At 64.9% G+C, this 17041-nt stretch carries 19 protein-coding genes; 14 read left to right on the top strand and 5 right to left on the bottom strand.

What is annotated here, in order from left to right; all coding sequences use genetic code 11:
* The first annotated feature begins 72 nt into the window (after positions 1–72).
* From ACPPVR_RS38455 to ACPPVR_RS38405, 11 genes are all read left to right on the top strand, one after another.
* Complete coding sequence (locus tag ACPPVR_RS38455; RefSeq protein WP_426611687.1) at positions 73–684, top strand: permease; 612 nt, start codon at positions 73–75, stop codon at positions 682–684.
* Positions 681–1181, top strand: coding sequence for a hypothetical protein (locus ACPPVR_RS38450; RefSeq protein WP_008138982.1), 501 nt, complete (start codon positions 681–683; stop codon positions 1179–1181). Before ACPPVR_RS38455 ends, ACPPVR_RS38450 begins: the two co-directional genes overlap by 4 nt.
* 43 nt (positions 1182–1224) lie before the next feature.
* On the top strand, positions 1225–1473 hold the full coding sequence (locus ACPPVR_RS38445; RefSeq protein ID WP_426611686.1) for a hypothetical protein: 249 nt from the start codon (positions 1225–1227) through the stop codon (positions 1471–1473).
* Positions 1474–1475: 2 nt separating this feature from the next.
* The gene (locus ACPPVR_RS38440; protein WP_426611685.1) at positions 1476–2231 is read left to right on the top strand and encodes a metal ABC transporter ATP-binding protein; all 756 of its coding nucleotides are present in this window, start codon (positions 1476–1478) and stop codon (positions 2229–2231) included.
* Positions 2232–2237: 6 nt separating this feature from the next.
* Complete coding sequence (locus ACPPVR_RS38435) at positions 2238–3107, top strand: metal ABC transporter permease (protein WP_426611684.1); 870 nt, start codon at positions 2238–2240, stop codon at positions 3105–3107.
* Positions 3108–3112: 5 nt separating this feature from the next.
* The gene (locus tag ACPPVR_RS38430; RefSeq protein WP_426611683.1) at positions 3113–3976 is read left to right on the top strand and encodes a metal ABC transporter substrate-binding protein; all 864 of its coding nucleotides are present in this window, start codon (positions 3113–3115) and stop codon (positions 3974–3976) included.
* 54 nt (positions 3977–4030) lie between these two features.
* The gene (locus ACPPVR_RS38425) at positions 4031–5074 is read left to right on the top strand and encodes a CobW family GTP-binding protein (protein WP_426611682.1); all 1044 of its coding nucleotides are present in this window, start codon (positions 4031–4033) and stop codon (positions 5072–5074) included.
* Positions 5074–6093 (top strand): WD40 repeat domain-containing protein, encoded by a 1020-nt coding sequence (locus ACPPVR_RS38420; protein WP_426611681.1) that lies wholly within the window; start codon positions 5074–5076, stop codon positions 6091–6093. Before ACPPVR_RS38425 ends, ACPPVR_RS38420 begins: the two co-directional genes overlap by 1 nt.
* 27 nt (positions 6094–6120) lie before the next feature.
* A complete protein-coding gene (locus ACPPVR_RS38415) occupies positions 6121–6837 on the top strand; it encodes an MgtC/SapB family protein (RefSeq protein WP_426611680.1) in 717 nt (238 codons plus the stop codon).
* Between the two features lie 95 nt (positions 6838–6932).
* Positions 6933–7265, top strand: coding sequence for a hypothetical protein (locus ACPPVR_RS38410; protein ID WP_426616271.1), 333 nt, complete (start codon positions 6933–6935; stop codon positions 7263–7265).
* Between the two features lie 116 nt (positions 7266–7381).
* On the top strand, positions 7382–8122 hold the full coding sequence (locus ACPPVR_RS38405; RefSeq protein ID WP_426611679.1) for an acetoacetate decarboxylase: 741 nt from the start codon (positions 7382–7384) through the stop codon (positions 8120–8122).
* 84 nt (positions 8123–8206) lie between these two features.
* Here the strand turns inward: ACPPVR_RS38405 and ACPPVR_RS38400 are convergent, their stop codons facing one another.
* From ACPPVR_RS38400 to ACPPVR_RS38380, 5 genes are all read right to left on the bottom strand, one after another.
* Positions 8207–9649, bottom strand: coding sequence for a homospermidine synthase (locus ACPPVR_RS38400; RefSeq protein ID WP_426611678.1), 1443 nt, complete (start codon positions 9647–9649; stop codon positions 8207–8209).
* Between the two features lie 48 nt (positions 9650–9697).
* Positions 9698–10087, bottom strand: coding sequence for a RidA family protein (locus tag ACPPVR_RS38395; protein WP_426611677.1), 390 nt, complete (start codon positions 10085–10087; stop codon positions 9698–9700).
* Between the two features lie 145 nt (positions 10088–10232).
* Entirely contained in the window at positions 10233–10820 is a 588-nt protein-coding gene (locus tag ACPPVR_RS38390; RefSeq protein ID WP_426611676.1) for a GNAT family N-acetyltransferase, read from the bottom strand.
* A gap of 134 nt (positions 10821–10954) precedes the next feature.
* On the bottom strand, positions 10955–12097 hold the full coding sequence (locus ACPPVR_RS38385; protein WP_426611675.1) for a type III PLP-dependent enzyme: 1143 nt from the start codon (positions 12095–12097) through the stop codon (positions 10955–10957).
* Between the two features lie 680 nt (positions 12098–12777).
* A complete protein-coding gene (locus ACPPVR_RS38380; protein ID WP_426611674.1) occupies positions 12778–13029 on the bottom strand; it encodes a hypothetical protein in 252 nt (83 codons plus the stop codon).
* A 138-nt stretch (positions 13030–13167) separates the two neighbouring features.
* On the opposite strand from ACPPVR_RS38380, the gene ACPPVR_RS38375 reads away from it, so the two are divergent.
* Genes ACPPVR_RS38375 through ACPPVR_RS38365 form a run of 3 tightly spaced genes read left to right on the top strand, consistent with a single transcriptional unit; the run spans position 13168 to position 17011 of the window.
* Complete coding sequence (locus ACPPVR_RS38375; protein WP_426611673.1) at positions 13168–15249, top strand: M3 family metallopeptidase; 2082 nt, start codon at positions 13168–13170, stop codon at positions 15247–15249.
* 5 nt (positions 15250–15254) lie between these two features.
* Entirely contained in the window at positions 15255–15887 is a 633-nt protein-coding gene (locus ACPPVR_RS38370; protein WP_426611672.1) for a DUF1007 family protein, read from the top strand.
* Positions 15884–17011, top strand: a complete 1128-nt coding sequence (locus tag ACPPVR_RS38365; RefSeq protein WP_426611671.1) for a nickel/cobalt transporter — start codon at positions 15884–15886, stop codon at positions 17009–17011. Before ACPPVR_RS38370 ends, ACPPVR_RS38365 begins: the two co-directional genes overlap by 4 nt.
* Positions 17012–17041: the final 30 nt, after the last annotated feature.

The raw sequence follows: 17041 nt of genomic DNA, 5'->3' as shown, positions 1-17041 counted from the left end.
ATCGTTCCGTTTGCATCAGTCGGACGGCGCCCCTAATCAAGACGGGCATCCCACCTGGTCGATCCGCGCCCATTGTCAGAACTTTCCCCGAGAAGTCCTTCGCCTGCCGACGACGCAGAATCCGAGCCGCGGCCGGGACGTGTGCGCAAGCCGATCGGCTGGTCGACCATCATGATCGCGGTGCTGGTGGCGGTGAGCGCAGCGCTGGTCTGGCGGCGTGACGGTACTGACGGTGTTCTCGACATCCTGACCCACGATCTCTCGCTGTTCGGCGGCATCCTGCCGCGCGTGCTGGCCGGCTGCCTGCTCGGCGCCTTCATCTCCGAGATCCTGCCGCACGAAAAAGTCTCGCGCTCGCTCGGGCCGAAATCCGGGCTGAAGGGCCTTTTGATCGGCACCGCCTTCGGCGCGATCCTGCCGGGCGGGCCCTTCACTGCCTATCCGGTGGCGAGCGCGCTGCTCGCAGTCGGCGCCGATTTCGGCGCCACCATCGCCATGGTCGTAAGCTGGACGCTGATCGGCTATGGCCGCGCGGTGGCCTGGGAAATCCCGATCATGGGCACCGACTTCACGCTGTGGCGCATCGTGATCTCGCTGCCACTGCCGGTGCTGGCCGGCGCACTCGGCCGCTTCGTCTATGTCCGGCTCTATCCCAGGCGCGAGAACGACGAGGAGGCGAATTGAGCGCCGCACTCCTCATCGACATCCTGCTGTGGGGCTCGGTGTTCGGCGTCGGCCTGATCGCCTTCCGCCGCGGTCCTCCGGTGTTCAAGGCCTCGCTGCGCGAAGGCTCGATGGACTTCATCAATATCGTGCCGCGGATCGCGCTCGGGGTGATCGGCTCCGGCTACATCGCAGCCATCATCCCGCAGGAGGTGATCACCGGCTGGCTCGGGCCGGACAGCGGCTGGCTTGGGGTGGCGACCGCCGTGGTCGCCGGCGCCGCCACGCCCGGCGGTCCCGTGATCGGCTTCTCCATCGGCACGGTGGCGCTGAAGTCAGGTGGCGGGGTGCCCCAGGTGGTCGCCTATGTCGTCGCCTGGGCGCTGTTTGCCTTCCAGCGGGTGATTCTGTGGGAAATCCCGTTCATGCCCGCGCGTTTCGTTTGGTTCCGGTGCGCGGTCTCGGTGCCGTTCCCGTTCGTGGCCGCCGCCATCGCGATGGTGATCGGCAAGCCTTGAGCCGGCGTGGACAGGCGTAATGTTATAATATAACGTATTTGGCATGGTTCCCGCCGCGTCCCCCGCCCACGATCACGATCACGACCATGCGCATGGCCATCATCATGACCACGCCCACGCCCACGCGCATGGGCACGACCACAGCCACGCCCATGTCCACGATGCGACTTCGCCGCATCCGGCCCAGGCGGCGCCCTGGTCGATCCTGCGCATGACCATGGCCGCGCGCCTCTCGGCCGCGGTGGCCGTCTGTGCCGTGCTCTGGGTCGTGGTCTGGCTGGCGATGAGGTGACCATGGCAGCCGTGCACTTCCACAACGTCACGCTTGGCTACGACCGCCACCCAGCCGTGCACCACCTCAACGGCGAGGTCGTCTCCGGCGCGCTGGTCGCCGTGATCGGCCCGAACGGCGCCGGCAAGTCGACGCTGCTGCGCGGCATCGTCGGCATCCTCAAGCCGCTTGACGGCAGCATTCATCTCGGCGGGCTCGATGCCCGCGACATCGCCTATCTGCCGCAGAGTGCGGAGATCGACCGCACCTTCCCGATTTCGGTGTTCGATTTCGTCGCGACCGGGCTGTGGCGTGCGACCGGCTTGTTCGGCGGCATCGGCAAGGCTGCGCGCGACAAGATATTGCATACGATCGCGGCCGTCGGTCTCAACGGTTTCGAGAACCGTCCGATCGGCACGCTCTCCGGCGGGCAGATGCAGCGCGTGCTGTTCGCGCGCGTGCTGCTCCAGGACGCGCGCCTGATCGTGCTCGACGAGCCCTTCAATGCCATCGACAGCAAGACCACGGCCGACCTGCTCGCGCTGGTGAAGCACTGGCATGGCGAAGGCCGCACGGTGCTCGCCGCGCTGCACGACATGGAGATGGTCCGCACCCACTTCGCCGAGACCCTGGTCCTGGCGCGGGGCCCTGTGGCCTGGGGTCCTACGGCGGAGGTGCTGACGCCGGAAAACCTGCTGGTCGCGATGCGGATGTGCGAGGCCTTTGACGACAGCGCCACCGCCTGCGCGGCCGACGATGCCCGCTCGCGGGCGGCGTGATATCCAATGATTTTTGACGCGCTGATCGGTCCGTTCACCGAATTCGAGTTTATGCGGCGCGCGCTCGCCGCCGTGATCGCGCTGTCGCTGGCTGGCGCGCCGATCGGCGTGTTCCTGATGCTGCGGCGGATGAGCCTCGTCGGCGACGCCATGGCGCATGCGATCCTGCCGGGTGCTGCCGTCGGCTTCCTGCTCTCCGGCCTCAACCTGTTCGCGATGACGGCCGGCGGCCTGATCGCCGGCTTTGCGGTCGCGATCCTCTCAGGCCTCGTCGCGCGCTCGACCGGGCTGAAGGAGGATGCTTCGCTTGCGACCTTCTATCTGGCCTCGCTGGCGCTGGGCGTCACCATCGTCTCGATCAAAGGCACCAATATCGACCTGTTGCACGTGCTGTTCGGCAACATCCTCGCGATGGATGACCAGACGCTGCTGGTGGTCGCCTTCAACGCCACGGTCACGCTGCTGGTGCTCGCGGTGATCTACCGCCCTCTGGTGATCGAGAGCGTTGATCCGCTGTTCCTGCGCACCGTGAGCCGCGCTGGGGGCCCCGCGCATCTCGCCTTCCTGGCGCTGGTCGTGATCAACCTCGTCAACGGCTTTCAGGCGCTCGGTACTCTGCTCGCGGTAGGATTGATGATCCTGCCGGCCGGCATCGCCCGATTCTGGTCACGTGATCTGACGGCGATGATCTGCATCGCCGTGATTGCTGCCACCGTTTCCGGCTATGCCGGCCTCGTGCTGTCGTTCCAGACCCGCGTTCCGTCCGGCCCCGCGATCATTCTCGTGGCGAGTGTGCTCTACATCGTCTCCGTCCTGTTCGGACGGGTCGGCGGCATCGTCCGGCAGTTGTTTCCCGGCCGGCATCTGGAAGCGTGACGGCGATGCGGCGTATCCTGCTTTGTGTGCTCCTGCTGATCGCCTCGCCGCTGCACGCAGCCGAGCGGCTCAACGTCGTCGCGAGCTTCTCGATCCTCGGCGATTTCGTCCGCACCATTGGCGGCGACCGGGTCAACGTGACGACGCTGGTTGGCCCCGATAGCGACGTCCACGTCTACACGCCGGCGCCGAGCGATGCGAAGCGGATCGCGGACGCAAAGCTCGTCATCGTCAATGGGCTTGGGCTGGAGGGCTGGCTGCCGCGCCTCGTGCAGTCCTCCGGCAGCAAGGCGACGGTCGTCACCGCAAGCGCGGGCATCGCGCCCCACAAGCTCGGCTCGGCCGCCGACCCCCACGCCTGGCAGTCCGTCCCCAACGCCAAAATCTACGTGACGGACATCGCCAACGCGCTGGCGACGGCCGACCCCGACGATGGGGAGTTCTTCCGCGCCCAGGCCAAGGCCTATCTGGAAAAGCTCGAAACGCTCGATCGCGAGGTCCGCGAGGCCGTGGCCAAAATCCCGCCGGAGCGGCGCAAGGTGATCTCCACCCATGACGCCTTCGGCTATTTCGTCGCCGAATACGGCGTCCAGTTCATCGCGCCCCTGGGGGTCTCCACCGAGACCGAGCCGAGCGCGCGGGACATCGCTGGCATCATCGGCCAGATCAAGGCCCAAAAGATCCCGGCGGTTTTCCTGGAAAACATCAGCGACGACCGGCTGATCCGGCGGATCGCGGCCGAGACCGGGGCCAAGGTCGGCGGGACCCTGATTTCGGACAGTTTGACCGGCGAAAAGGGCCCTGCACCCACTTACATTGATATGGTCAGGCACAATATAAAGGCCCTGACCAGCGCGCTTGACCACTAGGGCAGGGGGCCACCCCGCCTCGCGTCGCGCGACAAGCCCGACCCCGGAGTAGTTATGTCTGAAGCGACCTCGCCAAAAATTCCCGTGACCGTCCTGACCGGCTATCTCGGTGCCGGCAAGACCACGCTGTTGAACCGCATCCTGTCGGAAAACCACGGCAAGAAATACGCTGTCATCGTCAACGAATTCGGCGAGATCGGCATCGACAACGACCTCATCATCGGCGCCGATGAGGAAGTGTTCGAGATGAACAATGGTTGCATCTGCTGCACCGTGCGCGGTGACCTCGTGCGCATCATGGACGGCTTGATGAAGCGCAAGGGCAAGTTCGACGCCATCATCGTCGAGACCACTGGCCTTGCCGATCCGGCGCCGGTCGCCCAGACCTTCTTCGTCGACGAGGACGTGCAGAAGAACGCCCGGCTCGACGCGGTGGTCACGGTTGCCGACGCCAAATGGCTGTCTGACCGGCTGAAGGATGCGCCCGAAGCCAAGAACCAGATCGCCTTCGCCGACGTCATCGTGCTGAACAAGACCGATCTCGTCACCAAGGCGGAGCTTGCCGAGGTCGAGGCCCGCATCCGCGCCATCAACCCCTATGCCAAGCTGCATCGCACCGAGCGCTGCTCGGTGGCGCTGGCCGACGTGCTCGATCGCGGCGCCTTCGACCTCGACCGCATCCTCGACATCGAGCCGGACTTCCTGCAAGTCGACGATCATGACCACGATCATGATCATCACGGCCACGACCATCATCACCATCATGATCACGGCCATGGCCTGAAGCACTATCACGACGAGGACATGCAATCGCTGTCGCTCAAGACCGACAAGCCGCTCGACCCGAACGTGTTCATGCCCTGGCTCCAGAACCTGGTGCAGGTCGAGGGCGGGAAGATCCTGCGCTCCAAGGGCATCCTCGCCTTCCACGACGATGACGACCGCTACGTCTTCCAGGGCGTCCACATGATGCTAGAGGGCAACCACCAGAGGAAATGGAAGGACGGCGAGCCGCGCCAAAGCCGCCTCGTCTTCATCGGCCGCGAATTGCCCGAAGAGCTCATTCGCACGGGCTTCGAGAGCTGCATCGTCTCGTGATGAAAGAGTTTACCCCGGCCCCCGACTCCGCCTCGATCGTTTCCGTCACCGACCGCGTCAAGCCGGTGGCGCTCGGCATGGGCGTGACTTCGGTTCATTTCCTTGGCCCCCGCGCCGCCTTCGTCGGTGCCGAGGAGAATGTCGCATTCGTCGATGCCAAGGGAGAGATCACGACGGTCGCCGTGCACAGCGGCGGCATTCTCTCGACTGCCTCCGACGGCAAGCGCATCATCATGGGCGGCGACGACGGTAAGGTCGTCTCGCTCGACGCCAAGGGCGAGGTGACGCTGCTCGCCACCGACCCGAAGCGGCGCTGGATCGATGCGGTCGCGCTGCATGCTGACGGTGCTTACGCCTGGTCGGCCGGCAAGACGGCCACGGTCAAGAGCGGCAAGAGCGAGGAGAAGTCGCTCGAGGTGCCGTCGACCGTCGGCGGTCTTGCGTTTGCGCCGAAGGGATTGCGGCTCGCGATCGCGCATTACAACGGCGCCACGCTGTGGTTTCCGAACATGGAAGGATCGGCCGAATTCCTCCCCTGGGCCGGTTCGCATCTCGGCGTCACCTTCAGCCCGGACAACAAATTCCTGGTCACCACAATGCACGAGGCGGCGCTGCATGGCTGGCGGCTCGCCGACAACCGGCACATGCGCATGACCGGTTATCCCGGCCGCGTCCGCTCGATGTCCTGGAGTGCGGGCGGCAAGGCGCTGGCGACCTCGGGCGCCGACACCGTGATCCTGTGGCCGTTCGCCAGCAAGGATGGCCCGATGGGCAAGGAGCCCGCAATGCTCGCGCCGCTCCAGGCCCGCGTGTCCGTGGTCGCCTGCCATCCCAGGAACGACATCTTCGCCGCCGGCTATAGCGACGGCACCGTGCTGATGGTGCGGCTGGAGGACGGCGCCGAGATACTTGTCCGCCGCAACGGCACACCGCCCGTGGCCGCGCTCGCCTGGAACGCCAAGGGGACGACGCTTGCTTTTGCCGATGAAACGGGCGAGGCAGGACTTCTCGACCTCTGAGTCGCGTTCAAACCGTAGCGTGGGACCATGCGGTTTTTGACGACCTTCCAGCTCGCCGATTTCGCCGACACGCTGGTCAGCCTGTTTACGGCCTTCGTGCTGGGCACGCTGATCGGCGCCGAGCGGCAGTACCGCCAGCGCACCGCGGGCCTGCGCACCAATGTGCTGGTCGCGGTCGGCGCCGCCGCCTTCGTCGATCTCGCCATGCATCTGGACGGCGCGGACGGCGCCGTGCGGGTGATCGCCTATGTCGTCTCCGGCATCGGCTTCCTCGGGGCAGGCGTTATCATGAAGCAGGGCATGGACGTGCGCGGGCTCAACACCGCGGCGACGCTGTGGGCCTCTGCCGCCGTCGGCTCCTGTGCCGGGGCCGACATGGTCGCGCAGGCGGCGGCGCTGACCGTGTTCGTCATCGCCGGCAACACCATGCTGCGCCCGCTGGTCAACGCCATCAACCGCATCCCGCTGAACGAGAAGACCTCGGAGGCGACCTACTACTTCAAGCTCGCGGTCGCAACCGATGTGCTGCCCGACATGCGCGACCGGCTCATCGACAAGCTCGAGGCCGCGAAATATCCGGTGGCTGATGTCGACGTGGTTGAGATCGGCGAGGACGTCCTGGAGATCGTGGCAAAGCTGGTCGCGAGTGCGGTCGATCCGAACGAGCTGAACGCGGTGGCGACCGATCTCCAGCACTTGCCCGGTGTGCGCCACGCGACGTGGGAAGTCAGCACGACGGAGTGAGCGCGGCTTTTTGGCGCGCGCGGTTCCCTCCCTGCCGGGCACGGAACCGCAGTCGGAGAACTTCGTTGATCCCGCAGACAAAGGCGGTGATCGGTATGCCCGGCCAAGATGACAAGCGCAGACTGAAGCTCGATTTAACCATCGCCGGCTCGCTGTTCGCGGCAGGTATGGCGGTGTCAGTGATGTCACTCGCACAAATCCGCGCCGAAAGCCGGATGGAGCTGGCGCAGGCGACGCAGCCGCTCCAGGGCACGCCGTCCAATGATCAGGACAGGGCGCCGGCGGAAGCCAAGCCTGGCGGCGACCGGCCGACCACGCCGGCCCCCGAGCCCGCGCGCCCCGACTCGCAGACCCAGGGCGCGGCGACCAAGCCGGCACTGCCGGCTGCGCCCGCTGAGAAGATTGCGCCGCCGATCAAGGAGAAGTAGTCCCGAAGGCTGGCGTATTGTGACGCGTATTTGACGGCGGATGCCAATTCTACGATCTCGCCTTGGCGTGCGGCCCGCTCCATAATCCGTCGCACCAACGACAGATGGGGCCTTCCATGAAGATCGAAGACGTCCGCCGCACCGCTTATTCGATGCCGCTTACCAATCCGTCATTCCCGCCGGGGCCATATCGCTTCTTCGACCGCGAATACTTCATCATCACCTACAGGACCGATCCCGAAGCCCTTGCCGCCGTTGTGCCCGAGCCGCTTGAGGTGGTGGAGCCGGTGGTGAAATACGAATTCATCCGCATGCCCGACTCGACCGGATTCGGCGACTACACCGAAACCGGGCAGGTGATCCCGGTCCGCTTCAAGGGCGAGGAGGGCGCCTACACCCACGCGATGTATCTGGACGACGAGGCCCCGATTGCCGGCGGCCGCGAGCTCTGGGGATTTCCGAAAAAGCTGGCAAGACCGAAGATCGAGGTCGAAACCGACGTGCTGGTCGGCTCACTGCATTACGGCTCGGTGCTGTGCGCCTCCGCGACCATGGGCTACAAGCACCGCAAGGTCGATCATGACGTCGTGCTGAACTCGATGAAGGCGCCGAACTTCATCCTGAAGATCATCCCGCATGTCGACGGCAGCGCGCGGATCTGCGAACTGGTTCGTTTTCATCTCGATGACGTCGTGCTGAAGGAAGCATGGACCGGCCCTGCCGCACTCGGCCTGTTTCCCCACGCGCTCTGCGACGTCGCCCGCCTGCCAGTGCGCGAGGTGGTCTCGGCGCTGCACTTCAAGGCGGACCTGACGCTCGGGCTCGGCAGCGTGGCGTTCGATTACATGACGAAGTAACGAAGTAACAAGGCGAGGTAGACCGCGAAACGAAGATGCCCGGTGCGAGGCCGGGCATCTCGATCAATCAGGCGTGGTGCGCGATCATCGCACCAGAACATTCCGGAACTGCCAGGGATCGCTGGTGTCGATATCTTCCGGGAACAGTCCCGGACGATCCGTCAGCGGTGTCCAGTCGGTGTAGAAACCCTTCACCGGGCCGAGATAGGGCAGCTGGATTTCCAGCAGACGATCGAAATCCATCTCGTCGGCTTCGACGATGCCTTCGTTCGGGTTTTCCAGCGCCCACACCATGCCGCCGAGCACGGCGGAGGTCACTTGCAGGCCGGTCGCGTTCTGATAGGGCGCGAGTTTGCGGGTCTCTTCGATGGAGAGCTGCGAGCCGAACCAGTAGGCATTGTTGTCATGGCCGAACAGCAGCACGCCGAGTTCGTCGATGCCATCGACGATTTCGTTCTCATCGAGGATGTGGTGCTTTTCCTGCATCTTCGCGGCGCGGCCGAACATTTCATGCAGCGACAGCACGGCATCGTCAGCCGGATGATAGGCATAATGGCAGGTCGGCCGATAGACCGCCTTGCCCGATGCGTCATGCACCGTGAAGTAGTCGGCGATCGAGATCGACTCGTTGTGGGTGACGAGGAAGCCATACTGCGCGCCGCGGGTCGGGCACCAGGTGCGCACGCGCGTGTTGGCGCCGGGCTGCATCAGATAGATGGCGGCGCCGCAGCCGGCTTCGTGGGTGTGCGCATTCTCGGGCATCCATTTTTCATGGGTGCCCCAACCGAGTTCGGACGGCTGCACGCCTTCCGACAGAAAACCTTCCACCGACCAGGTGTTGACGAAGACGTCCGGCTCTTTCGGCGACTTGGAGCGCTGGGTGTCGCGTTCGGCAATGTGGATGCCCTTGATGCCGGCCTGCCGCATCAGATCCGCCCATTCGGCCTTGGTCTTCGGCTTGGGCGCATTGAGTTTCAGATCAGCGGCGACATTGAGCAGCGCCTGCTTGACGAAAAACGAGACCATGCCGGGATTGGCGCCGCAGCAGGAGACGGCCGTGGTCGAGCCGGCAGGGCGCGCCTTCTTGGCGGCCAGCGTCACTTCGCGAAGGGCGTAGTTGGAGCGCGCTTCCGGACCCTTTGACGAATCGAAATAGAAGCCGAGCCAGGGCTCGTTGACGGTGTCGATATAGAGAGCGCCGAGCTCGTTGCAGAGCTCCATAATGTCGGTGGAGCCGGTGTCGACCGAGAGGTTGACGCAAAAGCCCTGGCCGCCGCCTTCGGTGAGCAGCGGGGTCAGCAATTCGCGGTAATTGTCCTTGGTCACGCCCTGCTGGATGAAGCGTACATTGTGCTTCTCGCAATGCGCCTTGCGGCCCTCATCCTTGGGATCGATCACGGTGACGCGCGACTTGTCGTAGTCGAGATGCCGCTCGATCATCGGCAACGTGCCTTTGCCGATGGAGCCGAAGCCGACCATGACGATGGGACCGGTGATCTTCGCGTAGATCTGCGAGGCGGGGCTCATGGGATGGTTTCTCCGGAACGTGCTGGCGGGCAAGGGGTGAGGGGTGGATCAGGCGCTGCGGCGCTTGGCGGTCGCTTCGATCTCGACCTTCATCTCGGGCTTGTAGAGCGCCGAGACGACGAGAAGCGTGGCCGCCGGGCGGATCTCACCGAGGACTTCGCCGCAGACCGCGAAATGGGCGTCTGCGTCCTTGGCGTCGGTGAGATAGTAGGTCACGCGGACGATGTCGGCCATCTCGAAACCACCCTCCTTCAGGGCAGCTTCGATGGTCTTGAAGCAGTTGCGTGACTGGCTCGTGACATCGGCCGGCATGGTCATCGTGGTGTAGTCATAGCCGGTGGTTCCCGCGACGAAGGCAAACTCGCCGTCGATCACGGCGCGGCTGTAACCGGCGGTCTTCTCGAAGGGAGAGCCGGTGGAAATCAGGCGACGGGACATGGTCGTGGGCCTCGGCTGAAGGGGCTGTTTCGCGGGTTAAAGGGCGTTTCCGGGGCCTGCGCAACCCCAAAGGATAGAGTTAGCGCAGGCGCGGCCGGGCGTTGCCGCTCAATGCGGCTTCGGTCGTCGCCATCATGGCAATCCCTTAGGCCGCGTGCGCTTGGAGGGCGCGAACTACCCTCCGTTTGGGCAGAGCCGCACCGGTCGGGACGATCATCCCCTCGGCGCCATCCAGCGCACCGGCCTGGAATTCGACTGCCAGCAGGCGGTCGCGCTCGAATGGGCCCGGCAGCATCAGTGCGCCGGTCTTCTCAGCAGAGAAGCCGAAACGGGCATAGTAAGGCGCATCTCCGAGCAGGATCACGGCGGCATGCCCGCGCGCCCGGGCGGCGGCCAGCGCTTGTTGCATCAGCGCGGCGCCGATCCCGAGCTCGCGGCAGGCAGGGTCCACCGCCAGCGGTCCGAGGACCAAAGCGGGCCTGCCTCCGGCGCTGACGTGCCACAGCCGCACGGTTCCCACGAGTGTCCCCTCGTGCACAGCGGCCAGCGCAAGGCCGGCAGCGGGTGCACGTCCGTCGCGCAGGCGCTGGCAGGTGCGGTCATGGCGGTTCTCGCCAAAGCTCGCATCCAGCAGCGCTTCACGCGTCGCGACGTCGGCAGCACGTTCCGCACGGATCGCGAACGGAGCGGCTTTCGAGGTGAGGGCGACTTGTGTCTTCCGAAAAGCAGTCATGGCGCGTCAGTCCCCGCTTGAACCGACGTGCGAGAAGCACGCCGGTCCAAGGCGTCGTCAGAAATCGAAATGTCAGGGAAGGAGCCGGCAAGCCGGCTCCCGGGTTGGTCAGGCCTCGGAAAAAGAGAGGCCGCTTAGATGTGGTAGGTCTTCAGCGGCGGGATGCCGTTGAACGCCACCGCCGAGTAGGTCGACGTATAGGCCCCGGTGCCTTCGATCAGCAGCTTGTCGCCGATCTCGAGTGTCACCGGAAGCGGATATGGGTTCTTCTCGTACAGCACGTCGGCGCTGTCGCAGGTCGGGCCCGCGAGCACGCACGGCGTCATGTCCGCCCCGTCATGCGGGGTGCGGATGGCGTAGCGGATCGACTCGTCCATGGTCTCGGCGAGACCGCCGAACTTGCCGATGTCGAGATAGACCCAGCGCACCTCGTCCTCGTCGCTCTTCTTGGAGATGAGCACGACCTCGGATTCGATGATGCCGGCGTTGCCCACCATGCCGCGACCCGGCTCGATGATGGTCTCCGGAATCTGGTTGCCGAAGTGCTTGCGCAGCGCGCGGAAGATCGATCGGCCGTAGGTCACCACCGGCGGCACGTCCTTCAAATATTTGGTCGGGAAGCCGCCGCCCATGTTGACCATGGTCAGGTTGATGCCGCGCTCGGCGCAGTCGCGGAACACCTGCGAGGCCATCGCCAGCGCACGGTCCCACGCCTTCACCTTGCGCTGCTGCGAGCCGACATGGAACGAGATGCCGCACGGCTCCAGGCCCAGGCGCTTGGCAACATCGAGTACCTCGACGGCCATCTCCGGGTCGCAGCCGAACTTGCGCGACAGCGGCCACTCGGCGCCGGCGCAGTCATAGAGGATACGGCAGAACACCTTCGCGCCGGGAGCAGCGCGGGCGATCTTCTCGACCTCGGCGGTGCAGTCGACCGCGAACAGCCGAATGCCGAGCGCGAAGGCGCGCGCGATGTCGCGCTCCTTCTTGATCGTGTTGCCGAAGGAGATGCGGTCGGGCGTCGCACCGGCGGCCAGCGCCATCTCGATCTCGGCAACCGTGGCGGTGTCGAAGCAGGAGCCCATGGACGCCAGCAGCGCCAGCACTTCCGGCGCCGGGTTCGCCTTGACGGCATAGAACACCCGGCTGTCGGGCAGCGCCTTGGCAAAGGTCTGGTAATTGTCGCGCACGACTTCGAGGTCGACCACGAGGCAAGGCTCGGTGTCCTGGCCCTCGCTGCGGCGGTTGCGCAGGAATTCCTGAATACGTTCGGTCATAGCACTCTCCCAAACGGCCCAGCGACGGGGATCCGTTCAAAAAATGATGTCGGATATGAGCGCTCCGGCCACATCGCGCGATGGAGGCGCAACGAAGCCAAAAGACTCAGATCAGACTGTGCTGCCGTGGATTGGTTGGGAATTTCCCGCCCGCACACCTGGCAATGAAGGACAAGCCTTTTCAGTAGCCCGCGCCGGCTTTGGACTGCCGGTAGAGACCAAAAAAGCCCGATCCGTCGTTGCTTTAAGTCGCGTCCCCCGTTGAGAGCGGGGTGCGCCGGTTCGCCTCCGGCTGCCAGTCACGGTTGCAAAGAGTAAAGTCACCTTCGACAAGGCATCTCTTTGAGAGAGATGCTGGACGCTCCGGGTTTGCTTCGGTCTTCAGACTTCTTCAGTCTTTTGACTTCCGCACTTCCGAAGAGCCCCTCGGCTTCTTCACCCCTTGGCGGCTGTCCGGCCTCTTGTCCGGATACCTACCGACTGACACACGACCACAGGCACGTGCGAAATTGGGCAAGACGCACATAAGGGTTTTGACTCTGCTTCGCAAGATTTTTTTTAGGCTGAGAACAGAATTGCCTAACATCTGCTTGCGCAGTGTTGCGCGAGCGACGCGGAAGATGAACAGGCGTTAAGTTTTTCTTCCCAGCGCGCGCGTCACTCGCCTGCGCGTGTGCGTCTCAGCGCTTCGTGAACGGCTCGACGCGCTGAGCCGCGCGGATGAAGGCGGTCATCACCAGCACGCCGAGTGCGAACAGCACGGCCTGGAGGATGTGCGCGCCCTGGTCGCCGAGCCCGAACAGGATCGCGAGCGCCCAGCCGCCGGCAAACGCCGCGCCGAACACCTCCGCGCCGATCAGGATGGCGGCGCTGATGACGGTGACGACGCTCGGCCAGACGATCCGGCGGGAGGACGAGGAGGGCGCGTTCATGGGCTTTGGGGGTCCGTGGCTTCGAGGGCCGCAATCTCCCCGAAAAGGCGGGCGGGAGCAAGGCCAAATGGCCCAAAAAAGCCCCATCGCGTGCTATAGCTGGCCCCAACAAATCGGCTCAAAAAATCGGGACGTGCTATGTCAGAACCCCGCCAAACTACGGACTCCGAGATCAACCCGCTGCTGAAGGCCTGGGTGACGCCGTTTGCGACCCCGCCCTTCGACGAGATCACGCCCGAGCACTTCCTCCCGGCCTTCGAGCAGGCCTTCGCGGACCATTCCGCCGAAATCGGGGCGATTACCAATGATCCTGCCGCACCCGACTTCGCCAACACCGTCACGGCGCTGGAGCGCTCCGGCAAGCTGCTGAGCAAGGTCGCTTCGGTCTTCTACGACCTGGTCTCGGCGCATTCCAACCCGGCCATTCTGGAGATCGACAAGGAGGTCTCCTTGCGAATGGCGCGGCACTGGAATCCGATCACGATGAACGCCGTGCTGTTTGGCCGCATCGCCCAGCTGCACGAGAACCGCGCCAATCTCGGTCTCGACCCCGAGCAGCTCCGCCTGCTGGAGCGCACCTACACCCGCTTCCACCGCTCTGGCGCCGGCCTCTCCGAACAGGCCAAGACGCGCATGGCCGAGATCAACGAGAAGCTGGCCCAGCTCGGTACCGGCTTCAGCCATCATCTGCTCGGCGACGAGCAGGACTGGTTCATGGAGTTAGGGGAGGCCGACCGCCAGGGCCTGCCGGAGAGCTTCGTCGCGGCCGCCCAGGCTGCGGCAGAAGATCGCGGTATGGCCGGCAAGGCCATCGTGACGCTGTCGCGCTCCTCGACGGAGCCGTTCCTGAAGAGCTCGGCGAGGCGTGACCTGCGCGAGAAGGTCTACAAGGCCTTCACGGCGCGCGGCGACAACGGCAATGGCAACGACAACAACACGACCATCGTCGAGATCCTGAAGCTGCGCGAGGAGAGCGCGAACCTGCTGGGCTATCCGACCTTCGCCGCCTACCGGCTCGAGGATTCCATGGCCAAGACGCCGGATGCGGTGCGCGGCCTGCTGGAGCGGGTCTGGAAGCCGGCGCGGGCGCGAGCGCTTTCCGACCGCGACGAGATGCAGACGTTGATCACGACTGAAGGCGCCAATTTCAAGCTCGCGCCCTGGGACTGGCGCTTCTACGCCGAAAAGCTGCGCCTCCAGCGCGCCAATTTCGACGATGCCGCGATCAAGCCATATTTGACGCTCGATCACATGATCACGGCGGCCTTCGACTGCGCCACGCGGCTGTTCGGCATCACCTTCGAGGAGCGCAAGGATGTTCCGGCCTGGCACCCGGACGTCCGGGTCTGGGAGGTCAAGGGGCGGGACGGCAAGCACAAGGCGCTGTTCTACGGCGACTACTATGCCCGGCCGTCGAAGCGCTCCGGCGCCTGGATGACCTCGCTGCGCGACCAGCAGAAGCTCGACGGCGAGATCGCGCCGCTGATCATCAATGTCTGCAACTTCTCCAAGGGCGCCGGCGGCGAGCCCTCGCTGCTGTCGCCCGACGATGCCCGCACTTTGTTCCACGAGTTCGGCCACGGTCTGCACGGCATGCTCTCCAACGTGACGTACCCGTCGCTGTCGGGCACCTCCGTGTTCACCGACTTCGTCGAGCTGCCGTCCCAGCTCTACGAGCACTGGCAGGAAAGGCCCGAAGTGCTCCAGCAGTTTGCCCGCCATTACCAGACCGGCGAGCCGCTGCCGGATGACTTGCTGCAACGGTTCCTTGCCGCGCGAAAGTTCAACCAGGGCTTTGCCACAGTCGAGTTTGTCTCCTCGGCGCTGATCGATCTCGAATTCCACACCCAGCCGGCCGCCGCCGCGCAGGATGTGCGCGCATTCGAGAAGAAGGAGCTGGAGAAGATCGGCATGCCGGAGGAGATCGCGCTGCGCCACCGGCCCACGCAATTCGGCCACATCTTCTCCGGCGACCATTATGCGTCCGGTTACTACAGCTACATGTGGTCCGAGGTGATGGACGCCGACGCCTTCGGCGCCTTTGAGGAGGCTGGCAACATCTTCGATCCGGCGGTGGCCAAGCGCCTGCACGACGACATCTACTCGAGTGGCGGGTCGGTCGATCCCGAAGCCGCTTACGAAGCCTTCCGCGGCCGGCCACCGGAGCCCGACGCGCTGCTCCGCCGCCGCGGCCTGCTCGACGCCGCGAAAGCGGCCTGAAGGGCATGCGCGCCCTGTTCGGTCTGCTGGTCGCCGCGGCGCTGACGTTCGCAGCGGGTGCTGCGAGCGCGCATCCGCATGTCTGGATCACCGCGACCAGCGAGCTGATCTATGCAGAGGACGGCAGCATCACTGCCGTGCGCCACGCCTGGACCTTCGACGACATGTTCTCGGCCTATGCGGTGCAGGGGCTCGAGGCCAAGAAGAAGGGCGCCTACACGCGCGAGGAGCTGGGGCCACTTGCGCAGACCAATGTCGAGTCGCTGAAGGAATATGCCTACTTCACCTTTGCGCGAGCCGACGGCAAGAAGGAACGCTTTAACGAGCCGGTCGACTATTATCTCGACTACAAGGATACGGTGCTGACCCTGCACTTCACCTTGCCGCTGAAGACCCCGCTCAAGCCGAAGCAACTGATGCTGGAAGTGTTCGACCGCTCCTTCTTCATCGACTTCCAGATGGCCAAGGACAATCCGGTCAAGCTGGTCGGTGCGCCCGCCGGTTGCCAGATGAAGCTCGATCGTCCCAGCGACGGCACCGCGACCGCGCAGAAGCTGAACGAGCAGACCTTCATGGATGGCCCGAACGCCAATTTCGGCATGATGTTCGCCAACAAGATCACGGTGGATTGCCCTTGAAGCCGCAACTCTCTCTGCTCGCGCGCGGGCTCCTCGCCTGCGCTGCCGTTGTTGTCGTGTTGGGCGTGGCCGATGCCGCGCTCCACGATCTCCTCGCGCAAAACCCGTTCGGCGCGCCGCGACCCGCACAGGCCGCCGAGCCCGAGGCCAGCGGCCTGATCGGCTGGTTGCTGGCCAAACAGTCTGAGTTCTATCGCCAGATGTCGGCGACCATCCGCGCCGCGAAGACCGACGGCTCGGCGGTGTGGACGCTGCTCTTCATCTCCTTTGCTTACGGCATCTTCCATGCCGCCGGTCCCGGCCACGGCAAGGCCGTGATCGCCTCCTATCTCGTCGCCAACCGCGAGACCGCGCGGCGCGGTATCGCGCTGTCGTTTGCCTCCGCCTTGATGCAGTCGCTGGTCGCGATCCTGATCGTCGGCATTTCGGCCTGGGTGCTGAATGCGACCGCAAAAACAATGTGCAGGGCGGAAGGCGCGATCGAGATCGCAAGCTATGGCCTGATCGCACTGTTCGGCCTGCGGCTGGTCTGGGTCAAGGGTGGCGCCTTCATCCGCGCGCTCCGGGTGGCCCAGCCGGTGCCGGCGATCGTTGGCGTGCCGCATGACCATCATGATCACGGCCACCATCATCATGATGCGCATGATCATCATGACCACGATCACGGCCATGATCACCATCAGCACGACCATGGACATGCCCACGCCCATCACGCGCACGACCACGTCCATGACGAGCATTGCGGCCATTCCCACGGCCCCGCGCCGAGCGAGCTCGCCGGCCCCGGCGGCTGGCGGCGCGGTTTTGCTGCGATCCTGACCGTCGGCATCCGCCCCTGTTCGGGTGCGATCCTGGTGCTGGTGTTCGCGCTCGCGCAGGGCCTGTTCTGGGCCGGCATCGCTGCTACGTTCTTGATGGGACTGGGCACAGCGATCACGGTTGCGGCCATCGCCGTGATTGCTGTTTCCGCCAAGGACATCGCCGGCCGCCTGAGCGCGGGCCGCGATGGCGGCGGAGCCCTCTTCATGCGCGGCATCGAATTCGGCGCCGCCGGCCTGGTACTGCTGTTCGGCGCAGGCCTGCTGCTCGGCTACATCGCGGCTGAGCGGACGACGTGTTTTTAAGCTCTTTTCCTCTCTCCCCTTGTGGGAGAG

This window comes from Bradyrhizobium sp. McL0616, from assembly GCF_049993385.1.
Taxonomy (GTDB): domain Bacteria; phylum Pseudomonadota; class Alphaproteobacteria; order Rhizobiales; family Xanthobacteraceae; genus Bradyrhizobium.
The sequence above is the reverse complement of the archived record's forward strand: the minus strand, read 5'-3'. Positions and strand labels throughout refer to the sequence as shown.